At 67.0% G+C, this 15,586-nt stretch carries 15 protein-coding genes; 4 read left to right on the forward strand and 11 right to left on the reverse strand.

The genetic code is table 11. The features are described from left to right. Positions 1–12 precede the first annotated feature (12 nt). Positions 13–1,197, reverse strand: a complete 1,185-nt coding sequence (smeD, locus tag Q9Q79_RS17530) for a multidrug efflux RND transporter periplasmic adaptor subunit SmeD (protein WP_005411089.1) — start codon at positions 1,195–1,197, stop codon at positions 13–15. Positions 1,198–1,421: 224 nt separating this feature from the next. Here smeD and smeT point away from each other — a divergent pair, with 224 nt between their 5' ends. Both smeT and Q9Q79_RS17540 read left to right on the forward strand, forming a co-directional pair. Further along, positions 1,422–2,081 carry an efflux transporter SmeDEF transcriptional repressor SmeT gene (smeT, locus tag Q9Q79_RS17535; protein WP_005411090.1) on the forward strand — a complete coding sequence of 220 codons (660 nt, stop codon included), beginning with the start codon at positions 1,422–1,424 and terminating at the stop codon, positions 2,079–2,081. Between the two features lie 45 nt (positions 2,082–2,126). Then, positions 2,127–3,119 (forward strand): Gfo/Idh/MocA family oxidoreductase, encoded by a 993-nt coding sequence (locus Q9Q79_RS17540; RefSeq protein WP_049461456.1) that lies wholly within the window; start codon positions 2,127–2,129, stop codon positions 3,117–3,119. Positions 3,120–3,215: 96 nt separating this feature from the next. Here the strand turns inward: Q9Q79_RS17540 and hslU are convergent, their stop codons facing one another. The 8 genes from hslU to Q9Q79_RS17580 form a co-directional block, all read right to left on the reverse strand. After that, a complete protein-coding gene (gene hslU / locus Q9Q79_RS17545) occupies positions 3,216–4,589 on the reverse strand; it encodes an ATP-dependent protease ATPase subunit HslU (RefSeq protein ID WP_005414521.1) in 1,374 nt (457 codons plus the stop codon). A gap of 103 nt (positions 4,590–4,692) precedes the next feature. Further along, positions 4,693–5,244 (reverse strand): ATP-dependent protease subunit HslV, encoded by a 552-nt coding sequence (gene hslV / locus Q9Q79_RS17550; protein ID WP_005411093.1) that lies wholly within the window; start codon positions 5,242–5,244, stop codon positions 4,693–4,695. Between the two features lie 85 nt (positions 5,245–5,329). Continuing rightward, positions 5,330–6,226 carry a tyrosine recombinase XerC gene (xerC, locus tag Q9Q79_RS17555; RefSeq protein WP_005411094.1) on the reverse strand — a complete coding sequence of 299 codons (897 nt, stop codon included), beginning with the start codon at positions 6,224–6,226 and terminating at the stop codon, positions 5,330–5,332. A gap of 13 nt (positions 6,227–6,239) precedes the next feature. Next, positions 6,240–6,914 (reverse strand): DUF484 family protein, encoded by a 675-nt coding sequence (locus tag Q9Q79_RS17560; protein ID WP_005411095.1) that lies wholly within the window; start codon positions 6,912–6,914, stop codon positions 6,240–6,242. Further along, positions 6,911–7,762 carry a diaminopimelate epimerase gene (gene dapF, locus Q9Q79_RS17565; RefSeq protein WP_033834522.1) on the reverse strand — a complete coding sequence of 284 codons (852 nt, stop codon included), beginning with the start codon at positions 7,760–7,762 and terminating at the stop codon, positions 6,911–6,913. Before dapF ends, Q9Q79_RS17560 begins: the two co-directional genes overlap by 4 nt. Then, on the reverse strand, positions 7,755–8,027 hold the full coding sequence (locus tag Q9Q79_RS17570; RefSeq protein ID WP_005411097.1) for a lipoprotein: 273 nt from the start codon (positions 8,025–8,027) through the stop codon (positions 7,755–7,757). The genes dapF and Q9Q79_RS17570 overlap by 8 nt, the downstream gene beginning before the upstream one ends. 161 nt (positions 8,028–8,188) lie before the next feature. Further along, positions 8,189–8,614, reverse strand: a complete 426-nt coding sequence (locus Q9Q79_RS17575; RefSeq protein ID WP_024957059.1) for a YbaN family protein — start codon at positions 8,612–8,614, stop codon at positions 8,189–8,191. 54 nt (positions 8,615–8,668) lie between these two features. Then, a complete protein-coding gene (locus Q9Q79_RS17580) occupies positions 8,669–10,780 on the reverse strand; it encodes a S9 family peptidase (RefSeq protein ID WP_180872573.1) in 2,112 nt (703 codons plus the stop codon). Positions 10,781–11,000: 220 nt separating this feature from the next. Here Q9Q79_RS17580 and Q9Q79_RS17585 point away from each other — a divergent pair, with 220 nt between their 5' ends. Further along, entirely contained in the window at positions 11,001–12,194 is a 1,194-nt protein-coding gene (locus Q9Q79_RS17585) for a pyridoxal phosphate-dependent aminotransferase (RefSeq protein ID WP_171039730.1), read from the forward strand. Positions 12,195–12,322: 128 nt separating this feature from the next. On the opposite strand, the gene Q9Q79_RS17590 is transcribed toward Q9Q79_RS17585, so the two are convergent. Continuing rightward, positions 12,323–14,419 (reverse strand): prolyl oligopeptidase family serine peptidase, encoded by a 2,097-nt coding sequence (locus Q9Q79_RS17590; protein WP_049419040.1) that lies wholly within the window; start codon positions 14,417–14,419, stop codon positions 12,323–12,325. A gap of 69 nt (positions 14,420–14,488) precedes the next feature. After that, the gene (locus Q9Q79_RS17595; protein WP_049397116.1) at positions 14,489–14,815 is read right to left on the reverse strand and encodes a hypothetical protein; all 327 of its coding nucleotides are present in this window, start codon (positions 14,813–14,815) and stop codon (positions 14,489–14,491) included. A gap of 128 nt (positions 14,816–14,943) precedes the next feature. Here Q9Q79_RS17595 and Q9Q79_RS17600 point away from each other — a divergent pair, with 128 nt between their 5' ends. Then, on the forward strand, positions 14,944–15,546 hold the full coding sequence (locus tag Q9Q79_RS17600; protein WP_005411103.1) for a lipocalin family protein: 603 nt from the start codon (positions 14,944–14,946) through the stop codon (positions 15,544–15,546). Positions 15,547–15,586 lie beyond the last annotated feature (40 nt).

Below are 15,586 nucleotides of genomic sequence, written 5' to 3' on the forward strand. Positions count from 1 at the left end.
GGGGTTCTCCGCTTACTTCGCGTCGCCGGCCGGGGCGGCAGGCTGGGCGGCCGCTGCCGGCTTGGCCGGAGCAGCGCCCTTCTCGGTGGCCTTGACCGGCATGCCGGGGCCGATCTTCTGCAGGCCTTCGACGATGACCTTGTCGCCGGCCTTCAGGCCGTCCTCGACCAGCCACTTGTCGCCGACCGTGCGGCTGACCTTGACCGGGCGCACTTCGACCTTGTTGTCCTTGCCGACCACCATCGCGGTCGTGTCGCCCTTCGGATCGCGGGCGATGCCCTGCATCGGTACCAGCACCGCATCGCTGCGCACGCCGCCGCCGATCACCGCGCGCACGTAGGTGCCCGGCATCAGCAGGCCGTCCGGGTTGTCCACCTTCACGCGCAGGCCGAAGCTGCCGGTGGCTGGATCGACGCTCACTTCAGAGAACTCCAGCGTGCCCTTGTGCTCGAAGGTGCTGCCGTCTTCCATCAGGATGCTGACCGGCAGCGTCTGGTTGTCCTGCAGGCGGCCGGCAGCCAGTTCGCGGCGCAGCTGCAGCAGCTCGGCCGAGGACTGGGTCAGATCGACGTAGATCGGGTCCAGCTGCTGCACGGTGGCCAGTGCATTGGCCTGGCCGGCGCTGACCAGCGCACCCTGGGTAACGCTGGACTTGCCGATGCGGCCGCTGATCGGCGCGGTGATGCGGGCATAGCCGAGGGTGACGTTGGCCGCGTCCAGCGAGGCCCTGGCGGCACCGACATCGGCCTCGGCCTGCTTCTGCGCGGCCACGGCGTTTTCCAGATCCTGCTGGCTGACCGCGTCGACCTTGGCCAGCTCGGTGATGCGCTTGGCGCTAAGGCGCGCGGCGTTGGCCGTGGCTTCGGCGCGGGCCAGCTGGGCGCGGGCGCTGTTGGCCTGGGCGCGGTAGCTGGCGTCCTCGATCTGGTAGAGCGGCTCGCCGGCCTTGACCATGCCGCCTTCGGTGAACAGGCGCTTGGCAACGATGCCGTTGACCTGCGGGCGCACTTCGGCGACCAGGAAGGCGTTGGTACGGCCCGGCAGTTCGCGGGTCAGGCCCACGGTCTCGGACTTCAGCGTGACCACGGTGACGTCACCCGGGCCCTGCTCGGGGGCCTGGGGTTGGCCGCCGCAGGCAGCCACGGCTGCGGCGATGGCCAGCGACAGTGCAAAGGGTCGGATTCGGCTCAGCAACATGACGGAAAGGCTCTTGAAGGAAAGGATCTCAGCCGGCGCTGATACGGCGGACCCTTCGACCGGTAAAGGTGAAGACCGTGAGAACAGCGCCCACCCGGGTGGAGCGGGAGCCGGACCGGCCTGCCACGCACACGACGGGAATGATGGGAGCGAAATATACATACATGCTTGTTTGTTTGTAAACCGGTACAATTCAGCCACGTTTCACCCGCACTCGTACCTACATGGCCCGCAAGACCAAAGAGGACACCCAGGCAACCCGGGAAGGCATCCTTGACGCCGCCGAAGCCTGCTTCCATGAACACGGCGTGGCCCGTACCACGCTGGAGATGATCGGCGCCCGCGCCGGCTATACCCGTGGCGCGGTCTACTGGCACTTCAAGAACAAGAGCGAGGTGCTGGCCGCGATCGTCGAACGGGTGCACCTGCCCTTCATGCAGGAACTGGAGCGCACCTCGACCGACCAGCGCGACACCCCCGTGCACGACCTGCGCGCGGTGATGATCCACTCCTTCATCGAGCTGTCCGAAGACGAGCGCCTGCGCAAGACCATGGAGATCATGCTGCGCAGCGATGCCTCGGCCGACACCAGGGTGCTGACCGAAATGCAGCAGGCCGGATTCCGCGATGCGCTGGACCGGATGGAGCGTGCCCTGCGCCGCGCGCGCGATCTGGGCCAGCTGCGCGAAGGCGCCGACCCCAAGATCGCCGCGCGCATGCTGCATGCCACCGTGCTGGGCGTGCTGCACGGGGCGATGGTCGAACCGGACCTGATGGACCTCAAGCGCGACGGCATGCTCGCACTGGACATGACCCTGGCCGCCTACGTGAAGGACGGCGTGTTCGTGCCGGGCACTGTGCCCGAGCCGCTGCCCGAAGCGTGAGTGGCGCTGCTGCCGCCACCGCCGCGCCCATCTGAGGACAGCCCCGTGATCCTGGACAACGTGGTGTGGGGCTTCATCGGCTGTGGCAGCGTCACCGAGAAGAAGAGCGGCCCCGCCCTGGCCAGCACACCCGGCTCACGGGTGGCAGCGGTCATGCGCCGCAATGCGGGATTGGCCGAGGATTATGCGCGGCGCCACGCGATTCCGCGCTGGTACGCCGACGCCGATGCGCTCATCGCCGATCCCGAAGTGAACGCGGTCTACGTCGCAACGCCGCCCTCGACGCACATGCAGTACGCGCTGCAGGCGATCGCCGCGGGCAAGCCGGTCTACATCGAAAAGCCGATGGCCATGGACCACGACGAGTGCCAGCGCATCATCGCGGCCAGCGCCCGCAGCGGCGTGCCCGTGTTCGTGGCCTACTACCGCCGTGCCCTGCCCCGCTTCGCACAGGTGAAGCAGCTGCTGGACAGCGGCGCGATCGGAACGCCACGCAGCGTGCGCGCTACCCTGCATCGGCCGCATTCGGCGAATGCCGCATCGCCCGACTTCTGGCGGACCAATCCGTCGATCGCCGGCGGCGGACTGTTCGTCGATCTGGGCTCGCATACCCTGGACCTGCTCGACCATCTATTGGGGCCGCTGGGCGACGTGCGTGGCCTGGCCAGTTCGCTGACCGGCGCCTACGCCGCCGAGGACAGTGTCTCGATGTGCTTCCGTACCGGCAGCGGGGCGCACGGCATCGCGCAATGGAGCTTCTGCGCGTTCCGCCGCCAGGATGAGGTCGGGATCACCGGCGACCGCGGGCAGCTGCGCTTTTCCACCTTCGAGGACGTTCCAGTGGTTCTGGAGACCGAAGCGGGCATGCAGGCATTCGACATCCCGAACCCGCCATCGGTCCAGCAGCCATTGATCGCCTCCCTCGTGGACGAGCTGCGCGGCAACGGCCGTTCGCCCTCGACCGGCATCAGCGCCGCCCGCACCAGTGCGGTGATCGACCAGGTGCTGCGGGACTACCGCACCCGGCAATCGCGCTGACCGCACAAGAAAATGGCCGCCCTGCGGCGGCCCTTTCTGTTGCAGCGGGCGGGGTCAGAGCCCTCGCTGGGGCGAGGGATCCGACCCCAACGGGCATTACAGGATGTAGCGGCTCAGGTCCGGGTCCTGCACCAGCTCACCCAGGTGCTTGTCGACGTAGGCGCTGTCGATCGCCAGGCTTTCGCCATCGCGGTCCGGTGCCTCGTAGCTGAGCGAATCCAGCAGGCGCTCCAGCACCGTATGCAGGCGACGGGCACCGATGTTCTCCTGGCGCTCGTTCACCTGGAAGGCGATTTCGGCCAGGCGCTCGATGGCGTCGGCGGTGAAGCTGACCTTGACGCCCTCGGTAGCCAGCAGCGCCTCGTACTGCTTGGTCAGCGCGGCCTTCGGCTCGGTCAGGATGCGCACGAAATCACCCTTGCTCAGCGCACCCAGTTCAACGCGGATCGGGAAGCGACCCTGCAGCTCCGGAATCAGATCGCTGGGCTTGGCCAGGTGGAACGCACCGGATGCAATGAACAGGATGTGGTCGGTCTTGATCGTGCCGTACTTGGTGGACACGTTGGAGCCTTCCACCAGCGGCAGCAGGTCGCGCTGCACGCCTTCGCGGGAGACATCGCCGCCGCCCACGTTATCGCCACGCTTGGCGACCTTGTCGATCTCGTCGATGAAGACGATGCCGTGCTGCTCGCAGGCCTCGATCGCCGCAGTGCGGATATCGTCCTCGTTGACCAGCTTGCCGGCCTCTTCCTCGATCAGCAGCGGTCGCGCGGCCTTGATGGTCAGCGTGCGCTTGTGCGCCTTCGCGCCGCCGCCAAGGTTGGCGAACATCGACTTCAGCTGCTGGCCCATTTCCTCCATGCCCGGCGGGGTCATGATGTCCATGCTGACATTGGCGGCCAGGTCGAGTTCGATCTCGCGCTCGTCCAGCTCACCGTTGCGCAGCATCTTGCGGAACTTGATGCGGGTCTCGTTGTCCTGCGCCGACGGTTCGTTGCGGGCGACTTCCGGATCGAAGCCGATGCCGCCGCTGCGGCGCGGCAGCAGCGCATCGAGGATGCGGTCTTCGGCGCGTTCCTCGGCCTGGGTACGCACGCGCACCTTGGCCTGTTCGCGGTACAGCTTCACTGCCGTATCGGCCAGGTCGCGGATGATCTGCTCGACGTCCTTGCCGACGTAGCCGACTTCGGTGAAGCGGGTGGCTTCGACCTTCACGAACGGCGCGTTGGCCAGCGTGGCCAGGCGACGCGCGATCTCGGTCTTGCCGACGCCGGTCGGGCCGATCATCAGGATGTTCTTCGGCATCACTTCATTGCGCAGCTCAGGCACCAGCTGCATGCGGCGCCAGCGGTTGCGCAGGGCGATGGCCACGGCGCGCTTGGCGTCGTGCTGGCCCACGATATGCCGGTCCAGTTCCTGCACGATCTCGCGCGGGGTCATGGTGGCGGAGGAAACTTCGATCTTCGACATGGATGTGCTCACGAATTCGTTGTCGGTCGCGCCGGCCGCTGGCCGGCAACCAGGCACGCGTGTGGGGGATCATGAGGTTGCCGGCCAGCAGCCGGCGCGACCCTCAGAGTTCCTCGACCACCACGTTGCGGTTGGTGTAGATGCAGATATCGCCGGCAATGCCGATCGCTTCGCTGGCGATGGTGCGCGCATCCAGTTCGGTGTGTGCCATCAACGCGCGTGCAGCCGACAGCGCATAGGAACCACCCGAGCCGATGGCGATGATGCCATCCTCCGGTTCGATCACATCGCCGGTGCCGCTGATGATCAGCGAGGTTTCCTTGTCGGCCACGGCCAACAGGGCTTCAAGCTTTCCGAGGCGGCGCTCGGTGCGCCAATCCTTGGCCAGTTCGACCGCAGCACGCTGCAACTGGCCGTGCTTTTCCAGCTTGGCCTCGAACAGCTCGAACAGGGTGAAGGCATCGGCGGCGGCACCGGCAAAGCCGGCCAGCACCTGGCCATCACGACCGAGGCGGCGCACCTTGCGCGCATTGCCCTTCATCACGGTGTGGCCCAGCGTGACCTGGCCGTCGCCGGCAATGGCCACGTGCTCGCCGCGACGGACGCAGACGATGGTGGTGGCGTGGAAAACGTTGGGGTTCTGACTGGGGTCCATGATGCCTCCGGGGTGACAGAACCAGAGGTGGGGACTGCCCTGCGCCCTTCAAGCCACCCGCGACCGGCTGCCGCACGGGCAACGTTCAGCTTTCTCCGCTGCCCTCGCTGCTGCTTCGACGCTTCGCGCGCGGATGCGCCGCGTCGTAGACCTTGGCCAGGTGCTGGAAATCCAGATGGGTGTAGATCTGGGTGGTGGCGATGTCGGCATGGCCCAGCAGCTCCTGCACGCCGCGCAGATCACCGGATGATTCCAGGATATGGCTGGCGAAACTGTGCCGCAGCATGTGCGGGTGCACGTGCTTGAACAGGCCCTGGCGCTGCGCCAGCTGGCGGATGCGGATCTGCACCGCGCGTTGGCTGATCGGTCCGTTGCGGCCGGGAAATACCGGTGAGGCCGGACCACCGCCACTTTCGGCGCGCCACGCCTGCAGCGCTTCGCGCGCCGGCCGGCCGAACGGCACGCGGCGCTGCCGATTGCCCTTGCCCAGCACGTTGACCAGCCCGCTGTCGAAATCCAGATCGCGCCAGGTCAGCGCGCAGACTTCGCTCAGGCGCAGGCCGGAAGAATAAAAAAGTTCCAGCAGCGCGCGGTCACGGCGGCCAAGTTCACCTTCCGGCTCCAGCTCGACCAGCTGCACGGCCTCATCGGCGTCGAGGACCTGTGGCAACCGGCGCGGCGCGCGCGGCGCCTTCAGCGTTGCTGCAGGACTGACCTCGATGCGGCCGTGCTTGAGCAGCCAGGCATAGAAGCTGCGGCAGGCGGACAAGCGGCGCTGCAGGCTCTTGGCCGACAGGCCACGGCGGTGCTCATCGGCGACGAACTGGCGCAGCGCGTCGGCATCGAGTGCCTCCACCGCAACACCGCGCGGCTCGGCCCAGACCGACAGCGCGTCCAGGTCACGGCGGTAGGCATCGAGCGTATGCGCCGACATCCGCCGCTCTACCTGCAGATGCTGCAGGAAGGCCTGTACCGCGCTCATCGTCGTGTCCTGCTCAGCCCGGGAAGCGCTTCAGGCCGGCGACCAGGGCGTCGCCCATCATGCGCAGGAACAGCGTGCCCATGCCCGGATAGAAACGGTTCGGATCGTGGCTGCCCACCGCAATCAGGCCCACGCCCGGCAACGGCAGCAGCGCGGTGGTCTGCACTTCCTCGCTGCGCACGCCATACAGCACGGCATTCTTTTCCGGCTGCAGGCGGCCGCAGATCGGCTCGCCGTCCTTCAGGCAGTCGCGGAACGGGCCGAGCTGCGGATCATCGGCGGCGATCACCTGCAACCAGTCGGCCTGTTCCAGCCCGGCCACCGGCGTGTGCACCACCAATCGCACCAGGTCGCCGGCGAAATCTTCCTGCAGCGAGGCCGCCATCGCACGCAGGGTGTCGGCGGCGTTGTCCTGCTTCATCAACGCCAGGGTCAGCTGGTGCGTGCGCACCGCCAGGCGTTCGTTGACCTGGGCAGTCGCGCCCAGGTCGGCCAACCGTCGTGCCAGCTCGCGGTTCTTCTCGCGCAGCACTTCCAGCTGGTAGCTGGCCAGCGACGCGGTCGGGCCGTCGTCACGCGGCACCACCAGGGTCAGGGCCAGGTCCGGGAACTGCTTGAGGAAGCCGGGATGTCGCCGCAACCAGGCAGCGACTTCGTGGGCCCCGAGCTTGTCGACGGTTTCGGTCATGCCATCCACTCCCCTTCGAAGACGAATGCGGTCGGGCCGGCCATCACCACAGGCTGGCCATCGCCCGGCCACTGGATGCGCAGGTCACCACCGGGCAGGCTGATGCGTGCATCACGCTGCAGGCGGCCGCGCTGCATCAGGGTCACCGCAGCGGCGCAGGCGCCACTGCCGCAGGCCAGGGTTTCGCCGACGCCGCGTTCATTCACACGCAGACGTGCATGCGCCGGGCCCATCACCTGGGCGAAGCCCACGTTCACCGAGCGCGGGAACGAGGCATGCTGCTGCAGCAGCGCACCGACGCGCTCGACCGGTGCAGCATCGATCAGGCCCACTTCGATCACTGCATGCGGGTTGCCCATCGACACCGCAGCGAAACGCACGCTTTCGCCCTGCAGCGGCAGCAGGTATTCCTCGCGCGCGTGGGCGAAACCCACCAGCGGCACGTTGGCCGGCTCGAACGCCGGCACGCCCATGGTCACCGCGAACTGGCCATCGCCCAGCACTTCCACCTCATGGCTGGCCAGCGGGCTGTCGATGACGAAGCGGTCGCCCTGCGCACTGCCTTCGCGCACCAGCCAGGCGGCGATGCAGCGCGCGCCATTGCCGCACTGTTCGGAATTGGAGCCGTCGGCATTCCAGATGCGGTACGACGCCACCGAGCCTTCCGCACGCGGCGCTTCGATGGTCAGGATCTGATCGCAGCCGACGCCGGTGTGGCGGTCGGCCAGCTGCGCGGCCAGTTCAGGCGTGGGCGGCGCGGTGCCGTCACGCAGGTCGATCACTACGAAATCATTGCCCGCGCCATGCATCTTGCTGAAGCGCAGGGCCTTGGAACCGGCCTTACTCATTCCCGCCGCCCACCTTCTTCGCAGGCGCAGGCGCCGGTTGCGTGGTCGGTGCAGCCGGCTCCACGGTCGTGGCCGGGGTGCCGCTGCCTTCGGTCTGCGCCGGGGTCGCTTCGGTAGCGGGCTCGGCAACAGGTTCGACGGTTTCTTCCACCGGCACCGGCTTCTGCGGCAGTACCAGCGGGCCCTTGTTGCCGCAGGCGGCGAGGAACAGCAGCGAAGCCGCTGCCAGCGGAATCAGGATGGCGTTTCGATGGGGGATCTTCATGCCCCGAGTATAGCCATTGGCGGCTGAGCGGTTGGTAGAGTCGACTGTGAGTCGACTGCTCCTGCAACGGCCGTGAAAAACCCGCGCTGCGCGCGATAGTCGACTGACAGTCGACTCTACCCCCCTGACCGCCCCACGGGCCGCCCCGGGGCGGGCCATGTTCAGCCTTCCGGCGGTGGCAACGGCCGGGTCCACAGCCAGATCGCCACCACGGTCATGCTGCCGATCGAGAACCACTTCACCCAGGCAATCGGCACGCACCAGAGCATGATGCCGGCGCATACCGCCATGGTGATCGTGGCCATCCACTTGCCGTAGCGGCTGACCGCCCCGTGTGCCTGCCAGTTGGCGATGGCCGGGCCGAAGCGTGGATGCTGCAGCAGCCAGTTGTGCAGGCGCTCGGAGCCACGCGAGGCGGCCCAGGCCGAAATCAGGATGAATACGGTGGTCGGCAGGCCCGGCACGAAGATGCCGACGATGCCGGTGCCGAGGCTGACATAGGCCAGCAGCCACCACGCCCAGCGGAAACGCACCACGCGCGGAGGCGTGGTGGCATCGCGAGGGACGGAAGGATCTGGCGCGCTCATGGCCGCAAGGATACCGGTTCAGGGTGCCAGGCAGTGCCCGGCACCCTGTCGCGATCACGGCTGGGCGATGCCCAGCTGCTGCAGCACGAATGCGTACGACTCGGACAGCTCGCGGTAGCGCTGGAAGCGCCCCGACTTGCCGCCGTGGCCGGCTTCCATGTTGGTGCGGAACAGGATCGGGTAGTGGCCGGTGTTGTTGTCACGCAGCTTGGCCACCCACTTGGCCGGTTCCCAGTACTGCACCTGCGAATCCCACAGGCCGGTGCCCACGAACAGCGCCGGATAGGCCTGCTTGCTGACGTTGTCGTAGGGCGAGTAGGACAGCATGTAGTCGTAGAACTGCTTGTGCTCCGGGTTGCCCCACTCGTCGTACTCGTTGGTGGTCAACGGAATGGTCGGGTCGAGCATGGTGGTCACCACATCGACGAACGGCACCTGGGCCACCATCACGCGGTAGTCCTGCGGCGCCTGGTTGGCCACCGCGCCCATCAGCAGGCCACCGGCACTGCCGCCGGATGCCGCCACGCGATCCTTCGCCGCCCAGCCCTGCGCCACCAGGCCACGGGTGACGTCGATGAAGTCGTTGAAGGTGTTCTGCTTGTGCAGCAGCTTGCCGTTCTCGTACCAGTCGCGGCCCATTTCCTGGCCACCGCGGATGTGGGCGATGGCATACACCACGCCGCGGTCGAGCAGGCTCACCGCGGTCTGGTTGAAGTACGGGTCCATCGACATGCCGTAGCTGCCATAGGCGTACTGGAACAACGCGCCCTTGCCATCCTTCTGGTAGCCCTTGCGGTAGACCAGCGACACCGGCACCTTCACGCCATCGCGCGCGGTGATCCAGACGCGGTCGGTTTCGTACTTCGACGCGTCATAGCCGATCACCGGCTGCACCTTCAGCTGGCGGCGCTCACCGGTGGCGGTGTTCAGTTCGAACACGGTGGTGGGGGTGGTCATCGAGGTGTAGACGTAGCGCAACCAGGGCGTATCGGCCTCGGTGTTGTCGCCCAGGCCCATCGAGTACGCCGGCTCGTCGGCCTTCACGTAGTCGCTGCGGCCATCCTTGAACAGCAGGCGGATGCGTTCCAGGCCCTCGGAGCGTTCGGCGATGGCGGTGTAGCCATCGAACAGTTCGAAGCCTTCGATGAACACCGCATCGTCGTGCGCGATCCAGTCCTTCCACTGCGCACGCGAGGTCGCATCGGTCGGTGCGGTGACCAGCTTGAAGTTCTTCGCACCGTCATTGGTGCGGATCACCCAGCGGCCATCGTAGTGGTCGGCGTCGTACTCGACATCGCGCTGGCGCGGCGCCAGCACGGTGAAGTGGGTCGGGTCGCTGGCCGGCGCGTAACGCTCTTCCGAGGACACGGTGCTGTGCACGCCGATGGTGATGAAGCGATCGTCGCGGGTGCGGCCGATGCCCATGTAGAAGCTGTCGTCCTTCTCTTCGTATACGACGGTGTCGGCGCTGGCCGGGGTGCCCAGCACGTGCTTCTTCACGCGCACGGTCAGCAGCGTTTCCGGATCGTTCTCGACATACAGCACGGTGCGGTTGTCGTCGGCCCAGACCAGGTCGCCCGAGCTGCCGGTGATCACATCGGGCAGCACCTTGCCGGTGGCCAGGTCCTTGAAGCGGATGGTGTACTGGCGGCGGCCGACATCATCATCGGCCCAGGCCAGCAGCTGGTTGTCCTGGCTGACTTCCATCGAGCCGACGCTGAAATAGCCCTTGCCGGCAGCCATCGCGTTGACGTCCAGCAGGATTTCCTCGGCGGCCTCCATGCTGCCCTTGCGGCGTGCGTGGATCGGGTAGTCCTGGCCGGTTTCGAAGCGGCTGTAGTACCAGTAGCCACGCTCGCGCGCCGGCACGCTGGAATCGTCCTGCTTGATGCGGCCGACGATCTCCTTGTAAAGGGTGTCTTCCAGCGGCTTCAGCGGCGCCAGCAGCTGGTCGGCATAGGCATTCTCGGCCTGCAGGTAGGCCAGCATGTCCTTGTTCCCGCGCTTGTCGTCGCGCAGCCAGTAATAGTCATCGTTGCGGGTCGCGCCGAACGGCGCCTTGACCACATGCGGATGCTTGGCGGCATCCGGCGGAACGGGCGGAGTGGCGGCGGTGGCAGTGGTGGTCATCAGGCTGGCAAGCAACAGGCAGAGGGTGGAATTCATGAGATAGGGCTCCTTGAGGGGCAATGCAATGGCGTCCTTGCGCCCGAGTCTGGGTTGCGGAAGGACGGTGGGCAACCCTGCGGAACGTCATGGTGGCCATGCCTGTCGGTAGTGCCGGCCGCTGGCCGGCACCCTCACGGCCTGCGGGTGGGTCGGTTGCCGGCCAGCGGTCGGCACTGCCAGAGCGCGTGACCCCGGTGCGCGGCGTACCATGGGCTGCATGAGTACCCTGCCCCATACGCCGGGCTACAGCCGGCGCAGCCATGAAATCGCTCCGTTCCACGTGATGTCCCTGCTGGCCCGCGCGCAGGCGCTGGAACAGGCCGGCCACGACGTGATCCACCTGGAAATCGGCGAACCGGACTTCACCACCGCCGAACCGATCGTGCGTGCCGGCCAGGCCGCATTGGCCGCCGGCCATACCCGCTACACCGCCGCACGTGGCCTGCCCGCCCTGCGCCAGGCGATCAGCGGCTTCTACCGCAGCCACTACGGGCTGGACATCGACCCCGAACGCATCCTGGTCACCCCCGGCGGCTCCGGTGCGCTGCTGCTGGCCAGCAGCCTGCTGGTCGATCCCGGCCGCCACTGGCTGCTGGCCGACCCGGGTTATCCGTGCAACCGCCACTTCCTGCGCCTCGTTGAAGGCGGCGCACAGCTGGTGCCGGTCGGCCCGGACACTGCCTACCAGCTCACACCGTCGCTGGTGGAACAGCATTGGAATGCCGACAGCGTCGGCGCGCTGGTTGCCTCACCGGCCAACCCGACCGGCACCGTGCTCTCCGCCGACGAACTGGCCGCCCTGTCGAAGACCCTGCACGCGCGCGGTGGTCACCTGGTGGTGGACGAGATCTACCACGGCCTCACCTATGGCCTGGATGCACCCAGCGTGCTGCAGGTGGATGACAGCGCATTCGTGCTGAACAGCTTCTCCAAATACTTCGGCATGACCGGTTGGCGGCTGGGCTGGCTGGTGGCACCGCCAGCAGCCGTGCCGGACCTGGAGAAACTCGCGCAGAACCTGTACATCAGCGCGTCGAGCATCGCCCAGCATGCCGCGCTCGCCTGCTTCAGCGCGGAGTCGATGGCGATCTTCGAGCAGCGTCGCGAAGCGTTCCGCCAGCGCCGCGACTTCCTGCTGCCCGCGCTGCGCGAGCTGGGCTTCCGCATCGAAGTCGAGCCGCAGGGTGCGTTCTACCTGTACGCCGATGTCAGCGCATTCACCGATGACGCACAGGCGTTCTGCGCCCATTTCCTGGAAACCGAGCACGTGGCATTCACGCCCGGGCTGGATTTCGGCTTCCATCGCGCCAACCAGCACGTGCGCCTGGCCTATACCCAGGAAGTGCCGCGGTTGCAGGAGGCGGTGGCACGGATCGCGCGTGGGTTGCAGCGTTGGCAGGGATCACGTTGACGGTAGTGCCGGCCGCTGGCCGGCAACCCGGGAATGCGTGAATGATGCGGTTGCCGGCCAGCGGCCGGCACTACCGGATAAAGAAAAACGCCGCCCCGGGGGCGGCGTTTTCCGTTCTGCCTGTCTGCTTACTTACCGCCCAACCGCTCCCACAGGAAGCTGTAGGCCAGCGCCGACATGTGTGCGGCCTGCGCATTGTTGGCTGCACCGCCGTGGCCACCTTCGATGTTCTCGTAGTAGGTCACGTCCTTGCCGGCGTCGATCATCTTCGCCGCCATCTTGCGGGCGTGGCCCGGGTGCACGCGGTCATCGCGGGTGGAGGTGGTGAACAGCACCGGCGGGTACTTCTTCTTCGCGTCGAACAGGTGGTACGGCGAGAAGGTCTTGATGAACGCCCAGTCGCTGGTATCCGGGTTGCCGTACTCGGCCATCCACGAGGCACCGGCCAGCAGGTGGCTGTAGCGCTTCATGTCCAGCAGCGGCACCTGCACCACCACCGCACCGAACAGTTCCGGGTACTGGGTCAGCATGTTGCCGGTCAGCAGGCCACCGTTGCTGCCGCCCTGCACGCCCAGGTGACTGGCGCTGGTGATCTTGCGCTTGACCAGATCGCGTGCCACCGCGGCCATGTCTTCATAGGCCTTGTGGCGGTTCTGCTTCAGCGCCGCCTGGTGCCAGCGCGGGCCGTATTCGCCGCCGCCACGGATGTTGGCAACCACGTACACGCCGCCCTTCTCCAGCCAAGCGCGGCCCATGCCACCGGAGTAGCCCGGGGTCAGCGAGATCTCGAAACCACCGTAACCGTACAGCAGGGTCGGGTTGGAACCGTCCAGCTTCATCGCCTTGTCGTGCACCACGAAGTACGGCACGCGGGTGCCGTCCTTGCTGGTGGCGAAGTGCTGCTCGATCACCTTGCCCTTGGCATCGAAGAAGGCCGGCATGGTCTTCAGCGTTTCCGGGGCCTGCCCGATCTCGGCCAGCGCCAGGGTGGTCGGGGTCAGGTAGTCGGTGGCGGTCAGCCACACCGCGTCGCTGTCGTTGCTGTCGACCGCAGCCACGCCCAGCGTGCCGAAGGCCGGCGCGCCGACGAAGCGGCTGGTCTGCCAGCCATTGGCGCCCGGGGTCAGCACCGACAGGCGGTTCTTGACGTCATCCAGCACGTTCAGCACCAGGTGGCTCTTGGTCCAGGTGGCGCTGGCCAGCGAGGTGGTCGCGGTCGGGGTGAACAGCACGTCGAACTCACGCTTGCCGGCCAGGAAGTCATCCAGCCTGGTCGCCAGCAGAGAACCGGACGCATAGGTCTTGCCACCCACGGTCCACGGATCACGCAGCTCCAGGGTCAGCCACTGCTTGTGCAGGCCCTTCTCGGCCGAGTTCGGCGCATCGATCTTGGTCAGCGTGCCATCGTCGCCACGCAGGTAGATCTCGTTGTTGTAGAACGCCAGCGTGCGGCTGACAAGGTTGCGCTCGAAGCCCGGGGTGTCATCGTGCATCGCCGCGATGTACATGTCTTCCGGCTTGCCTTCATACACTACGCTGGCGGAGGCCATCGGCGTACCACGCTTCCACAGCTTGGCCACGCGCGGGTAGCCGGAGGTGGTCATCGAGCCGGCACCGAAGTCGGTGTAGACGAATACGGTGTCGCGATCGATCCAGTTCAGGCCGCCCTTCGACTCCGGACGGAAGAAGCCGTCCTTGATCCAGGTCTTGTTGGCCAGGTCGAACTCGCGGGTCACGTCGGCGTCGGCACCACCGCGCGACAGCGCGATCAGGCAGCGGCTGTAATCCGGGCGCAGGCAGTCGGCGCCGTGCCAGACCCAGTTCTCGCCCTCGGCCTTGTTCAGGGCATCGAGGTCAAGCACGGTCTCCCACTGCGGCGAGGCCTTGCGGTACTCGGCCAGCGTGGTGCGGCGCCACAGGCCACGCTCGTGCTGCTGGTCCTTCCAGAAGTTGTAATAGTAGTCGCCGATCTTCTGCACGGCGGGAATCTTGGCATCGGAGTCGAGCACCTCGCGGATGCTGGTCTCCATCTGCCTGAAGGCCGGGGTCTGCGCCAGGCGCGCCTCGGACTTGGCGTTCTGTTCCTTGACCCAGGACAGCGGCTTGTCGCCGGTGACGTCCTCCAGCCAGGCGTAGCGATCGGTGTCTTCAGCAGCCACGGCGGTCCCCACCGAGGCAGCGGTCATCATGCCAGCCAGCAGGCAGGCGGAAGCGAGTCGAGACATTGCAGCTCCAGGCAGTCATAAGCCGTGGAACGCTAGCATGGATCGCTGCAGCCGCCCCCGTGTCGAAGGTCAGGCCGTGGCCGTAGCGCGGCGGCGACGGCGGGGCGTCCCGGCGGTGCGACGATGTGCCTGTCCACCGGTGCGACGGGCCAGCCGCAGCCACGACAGGCGCGGCACAGGGAAGCGCAGCAGCGCCCACCAGGCCACCAGCGGCATGCCCACCAGCCACATCGGCAGCCAGCCCAGCCAGGCGTTGCTGCCGCGCGCGGCTGGCCAGACCAGTACCAGCGCCAGGCCGGCCAGGGCCACCTGTCGCACGCTGCGCAGCAGGCGCGGATCGGCGCGGTCAATGATGACGCGTTCAGTTGCAGGGCGGCGGACGGAACGTGCGTTCATGGGGCTTCTCCGGTGGACAATGCAACACAGCTTGGGCAAGGCCCTTCTCACAGGTTGCGACACCATTGACGGATCGCGCACGCTCAGTCGACCATGCTCAGGCAAAGCCCTTCTGAGCCCGCTCCCGCATGACTTCGATCCGCCCGCTCTGCGCCATGCTGTTGGCCCTGTCCCTGGCGGGCCCCGCCGTGGCCGCCAGTGAGCCGCCATCGCCCCGCGCCAGCACCCCGCGCGCGACCGACCCGGATGCGCCGATCGACCTGAAGCGCTTCATGGGCACCTGGTACGTGATCGGCCGCGTGCCGAACTTCATCGAACGTGGCCATGTGGCCAGCGTCAACGACTACGAACTGCGCGACGAGCACAAGGTCGGCATCACCTACCGCTACCGTGATGGCTTCGGCGAACCGCTGCAGGAAGTGCGTGCCCGCGCCAGCGTCGACCCGGACAGCGGCAACCACGGTTGGCGCACCTGGTTCTACCGCGTCGTGCCTACCCATTCGCGGGTGCTGGAAGTGGCACCGGATTACTCGTGGGCACTGATCGGTTACCCGGGCCGCGAGATGGCCTGGATCTTCTCGCGTACGCCGGACATGGACAAAGCCCTGTACAAGGAGCTGGCCGAACGCCTGCGGGACGAGTACGGGGTGAACACCGACAAGCTCAAGCGCGTGCCGCAGCACCCGGAGCAGGTCGGGAAGCTGGGTTACGAAGTACCGAACGTGCGTTGACCGCACGTGGGATTGCCGGCCAGCGGCCGGCACTACCCGA

Origin of the sequence: Stenotrophomonas sp. a6, from assembly GCF_030913325.1 — a bacterium.
GTDB classification, from domain to species: domain Bacteria; phylum Pseudomonadota; class Gammaproteobacteria; order Xanthomonadales; family Xanthomonadaceae; genus Stenotrophomonas; species Stenotrophomonas maltophilia.